The organism is Spongiibacter sp., from assembly GCF_041602295.1.
Lineage (GTDB): Bacteria > Pseudomonadota > Gammaproteobacteria > Pseudomonadales > Spongiibacteraceae > Spongiibacter.
On the sequence record NZ_JBFIGO010000148.1, the window covers coordinates 1 to 5,007 of the forward strand.

Genomic DNA, 5,007 nt, shown 5'->3' on the forward strand with positions numbered 1-5,007 from the left:
GCAATTTCAGCGCGCGACCACCATCCCCGACCTGGCGGAGTCTGAGGAATTCTCCAGGGTGAATCTCTACTTGGGGCGCGCTAGTCAGTAGCGTGATCGTTGCGCGCCTGATGCAGGAAGTGCAAAAAGGCGGTGGCCAGCGGGCTCAGGTGCTTGCCACGTTGGTAGGCGCTACACCAGGAGCGGCGGATGGGAAAGTTTTCCACAGCCAGTTCGCGCAGTGTGCCATCGGCAATGCCCTGTTGAGCAATGCTGCGGGGCAGTACCGCGCAGTCGCGGCTGCCGGGCAGGCTGTGGCGTATCGCCTGATTGCTGCCCAGTTGCCTGGCATGGCGAATCACACAGCTCTGTTGCAGACAGTGCTCCTCCAGTACCTTGCGGCTGCCGGAACCTGCTTCGCGCAGCAGCAGGCGCTGCGCAAGTAGTTCTGGCAGTGTCACGCGGTCACGCTGAGCGAGGGGGTGATCGCTGGCGGCCACGGCCAGCAATTGATGCTCGGCAAAGGGGGTGTAGTGCAGGCCTTGGTCACTGGGCACCATGGTCAATATGGCCAGGTCGTGGAGATTGTCCTGCAGGCGCTTGATTAGGTTTTGGTGGTTTTCCACCTGTAGGCTGATTTCCGCATCGGGATGCTGCTGGCAGAACTGGTTGATGTAGGCCGGTATCAGGGTGTCGGCGCTGGACTCAGCGACTATGCTCAGCTTCCCTTGTAGTTTGCCGTGCAATTCGGTGAGCTCGATTTCCAGGTTGACCAGTCGCTGCTGAAGGTCGCGGGCGGCGCGCTGCAATAGCTCGCCGGCGGGAGTGAGGTAGAGTTGGCGGCCGACATAGTCGAACAGCGGCTGCTTGATCAGCCCCTCGAGGCTGCGAATTTGGGCGCTGACGGCCGGTTGAGTTAAGGCCAGTTGCTCGGCGGCGCGGGAGTAGCTCAGCTGTTGGCAGACCGCCAGAAACACATCGATTTGGCGCAGAGTCATGCGCTGTAGGTAACTCGTTTGCACGACCAACTCCCAATTGTGAAGTAGATGTATAAGATATTGCTTATACATGCAGAGATAAATATTAATTTTTTATAGTAGAACAATTCCGCTAACGTTGCCTGATCTGAAGCCGCTCTGTCAGGAAGCCAGTGCCATGCTGAAAAAAATTCTAATCGCCAACCGGGGAGAAATAGCGGTGCGCATTGTGCGCGCCTGCGCCGAAATGGGCATTCGCTCGGCGGCGATTTATACCGAGCCCGACCGCTTCTCCCTGCATGTAAAGCGCGCCGATGAGGCCTACAACGTTGGCAGCGATCCGCTGGAGGGTTATCTCAATCCCCGCAAGCTGGTGGCGCTAGCGGTGGAAACCGGCTGCGACGGTCTGCACCCCGGTTACGGCTTTTTGTCGGAAAATGCCGAATTGGCCGAGATCTGCGCCGAGCGCGGGGTGACTTTTATTGGCCCCAGTGCCGAGGTGATTCGCCGCATGGGCGATAAAACCGAGGCGCGCCGGGCGATGGTGGCGGCCGGGGTGCCGGTGACGCCGGGCACTGAGGACAATCTCGCGAACGTCGACGAGGCGGTGGCGGTGGCGGCCGACATTGGTTATCCGGTGATGCTCAAGGCGACCTCGGGGGGCGGCGGGCGCGGTATTCGCCGCTGCGACAGTGAAGATGAGCTGCGCCGCCAATATGATCGTGTAGTGTCAGAGGCGACCAAGGCCTTTGGCCGCGCAGACGTGTTTCTGGAGAAGTGTATCGTCAAGCCGCGTCATATCGAGGCGCAGATCCTGGCTGACAGCCACGGCAATGTAATTCATTTATTCGAGCGCGATTGCTCTATTCAGCGACGCAATCAAAAGTTGATAGAGATTGCCCCGTCGCCCCAGCTCACCCCGGAGCAGCGCAGCTACATCGGCGACTTGGCGGTGCGCGCAGCCACTGCGGTCGGTTATGAAAATGCCGGCACGGTGGAGTTTCTGCTGGCTGATAATCAGATTTACTTTATGGAAATGAACACCCGGGTGCAGGTGGAACACACCATTACCGAGCAGATTACCGGAGTCGATATCGTGCGCGAGCAGATTCGCATTGCCTCGGGTTTGCCGCTGGGGTATCGCCAGGAGGATATCAGTTACCGCGGCTATGCCCTGCAGTTCCGCGTGAATGCCGAGGACCCGAAAAACGATTTTTTGCCGAGCTTCGGCAAGATTAGTCGCTACTACGCGCCCGGCGGGCCGGGGGTGCGGACCGATACGGCGATTTACACCGGTTACAGCATTCCGCCGTACTTCGATTCGATGTGTCTGAAGTTAGTGGTGTGGGGGCTGACCTGGGAGGAGACGCTCAATCGCGGCGCCCGGGCGCTCAATGATATGCGGGTGCAGGGGGTGCGCACCACCGCGCCCTATTATCAGCAGATCCTCAAACACCCGGATTTTCGCGCGGGGAATTTCGATACCAGTTTTGTCGAGAGTCACCCGGAATTAACCAACTACTCAGACAAGAGCCGGCCCGAGGAATTGGCGCTGGCGGTGGCGGCGGCGATTGCTGCCCACGCCGGGCTCTAAGCTTATAACGATGACCGCTGGGGCGAACCCGCTGTGCAACGATCAAAGGAAGGCACTATGAAATCATCACCTACACGGCCTGCCGCAAAGCCGGTGAAAATTACCGACGTGGCGCTGCGCGATGGCCATCAGTCGCTGATTGCTACGCGCTTGCGCACCGAAGATATGCTGCCGGTTTGCGCCGAGTTGGATGCACTGGACTACTGGTCGCTGGAGGTGTGGGGCGGGGCCACCTTCGACGCCTGCGTGCGGTTTTTAAAGGAAGACCCCTGGCTGCGACTGCGCCAGCTGCGCGAGGCCTTGCCCAATAGCCAGCTGCAAATGTTGCTGCGCGGTCAGAACCTGCTGGGCTATCGCCACTATGCCGACGACGTGGTGGAGGCCTTTGTGCAAAAAGCCGCCGACAATGGCATGGATATCTTCCGTATCTTTGATGCCATGAACGATGTGCGCAACCTACAGACCGCCATTGCCGCCGTTAAAAAATCCGGTAAGCACGCGCAGGGCACCATCTGCTATACCACCAGCCCGGTGCACAATATCGACACCTTTGTGCAGCAGGCTCGGGATATGGTCAATATGGGGGTCGATTCACTGGCCATTAAAGATATGGCGGGCTTGTTGACCCCTGCGGCCACCGAAGAATTGGTGAGCGCCTTGAAAGCCGAGTTTGAGCTGCCTTTGGCCTTGCACTCCCATATGACCTCGGGGCTGGCGGGACTGTGTCAGCTAAAGGCGGTAGAGGCGGGAGTGGATATTATCGACACTGCAATTTCTGCCTTTGCCAATGGCACCAGCCACCCGGCAACGGAAACCATGGTGGCGGGCTTAAAAGACACGCCTTACGACACGGGCTTGGACTTGGTCGCCTTGCAGGGCATTGCCAAACAGCTTTGGACGGTGCGTAAAAAATACCACCAGTTCGAGAGTGAGTTTACCCGCGAGGATGTCGGCGTGCAGATCAACCAGGTGCCGGGCGGGATGATGTCGAACCTCGCCAATCAGCTCAAAGAGCAGGGCGCCTTAAATCGCATAGATGAGGTGTTTGCCGAGATCCCGCGAGTGCGTAAGGACCTGGGCTATCCGCCGCTGGTCACCCCGACCTCGCAAATCGTCGGCACCCAGGCAGTGATGAATATCCTGGCCGAGCAGCCTTATACAACAATCACCAATGAGGTGAAGCGCTACCTGCAGGGGCACTACGGCGCGGCGCTGGGTGAGATCAACGCGGAGTTGCGCGCCAAGGCGATTGGCAGTGAAGACGTGATTGATGTGCGCCCGGCGGATTTGCTGCCCGCGGAAATGGCCAAGCTGCGCGGTGAGATTGGCGATTTGGCGGAGTGCGAGGAAGATGTGCTGACTTATGCCATGTTCCCCGATTTAGGCCGCAGCTATTTACAGCAGCGCCGCGATGGCAGCTTGCAGCCGGAGGTGCTGGAAGCGCCGGCGCCGAGTGGCCGCCCGGTCAGTGAGGGCGGGGTCGCGACGGAGTTTGTGATTGATGTACACGGCGAGCGTTATCAGGTGGCCATTACCGGGGTGGGGATCAAGGGTAAGGGCAAGCGCCATTTGTATATGACCCTGGATGGCATGCCCGAGGAGGTGGTGTTCGAGGCGCTGAATGAGTACCAGGCCGAGGGCGTGAGTGGTCGTCAGCAGGCCAGCAAGCCGGGCCATGTGACGACCAATATGCCGGGCAATATTGTCGAGGTGTTGGTCGCCCAGGGTGACGTGGTGAAAGCGGGACAGGCGGTGCTGGTAACGGAGGCGATGAAAATGGAGGCTGAGGTGCAGGCACCCATTGCCGGTACTGTGACCGATATCCATGTCAGCAAGGGTGACCGGGTCACGCCGGGCGAGGTGTTAATCGAAATCGAGGCTTGATGATTTCGCGCGAGAGAAAGTGCTTGCAAATAATAATGAGAATGATTATTGTTTGTTTTGTCGCGGCGGGGCAGATGTCTCCCCCCTCTCTCTGACGTCTCTGTCCCGCGGCGACGTCTCTCCGTATTGGCCCCGGTGCTTAGCTGCAACCGGGGTTTTTTTGTGTTTGCTGCCGCGCTTTGCGCTGCTGTGGCCGAGGCCTGATCGAGTGCCTCTAATCTCCGGTGGGTTGGCTGCATGGGTCGTTACATGTCCGTGAGGCTCAATGCCCAGGCGCAGGACGGTGCCATTTGCCGATGACTGAAGTATGGCCGGGGGCTGGCGGAGAGTGGCGGGGAGGATGGGCGACAGAAACCCTGGCTGGGTTTCTGCCCCCTTCGGGCTCGCTGCGTTCGGTCTAAATCGCGATGCGATTTATCGAAGCTGCAGAGCTTCTTCACCCCTGCGAAGCCCCCAATACCAAAACACCCAGCCGCTGGCTGGGTGATGGCTAATGCAGGGGGCGGGGAATGGCGGAGAGGATGGACGACAGAAACCCTTGGTGGGTTTCTGTCCCCTTCGGGCTCGCTGCGC

3 protein-coding genes are annotated in these 5,007 nt (G+C 59.2%); 2 read left to right on the forward strand and 1 reads right to left on the reverse strand.

Going from position 1 to position 5,007, the window contains the following annotated elements:
* Nucleotides 1-80 precede the first annotated feature (80 nt).
* Nucleotides 81-1,001, reverse strand: a complete 921-nt coding sequence (locus ABYM29_RS14740) for a LysR family transcriptional regulator (protein ID WP_372865549.1) — start codon at nucleotides 999-1,001, stop codon at nucleotides 81-83.
* 133 nt (nucleotides 1,002-1,134) lie between these two features.
* On the opposite strand from ABYM29_RS14740, the gene ABYM29_RS14745 reads away from it, so the two are divergent.
* On the forward strand, nucleotides 1,135-2,550 hold the full coding sequence (locus ABYM29_RS14745) for an acetyl-CoA carboxylase biotin carboxylase subunit (protein ID WP_372865550.1): 1,416 nt from the start codon (nucleotides 1,135-1,137) through the stop codon (nucleotides 2,548-2,550).
* 57 nt (nucleotides 2,551-2,607) lie between these two features.
* Complete coding sequence (gene oadA / locus ABYM29_RS14750) at nucleotides 2,608-4,434, forward strand: sodium-extruding oxaloacetate decarboxylase subunit alpha (RefSeq protein WP_372865551.1); 1,827 nt, start codon at nucleotides 2,608-2,610, stop codon at nucleotides 4,432-4,434.
* Nucleotides 4,435-5,007 lie beyond the last annotated feature (573 nt).

Coding starts and splice junctions, on each gene's coding strand:
- ABYM29_RS14745 (WP_372865550.1), top strand. CDS start 1,135: ATGCTGAAAAAAATTCTAATCGCCAACCGGGGAGAAATAGCGGTGCGC.
- oadA (WP_372865551.1), top strand. CDS start 2,608: ATGAAATCATCACCTACACGGCCTGCCGCAAAGCCGGTGAAAATTACC.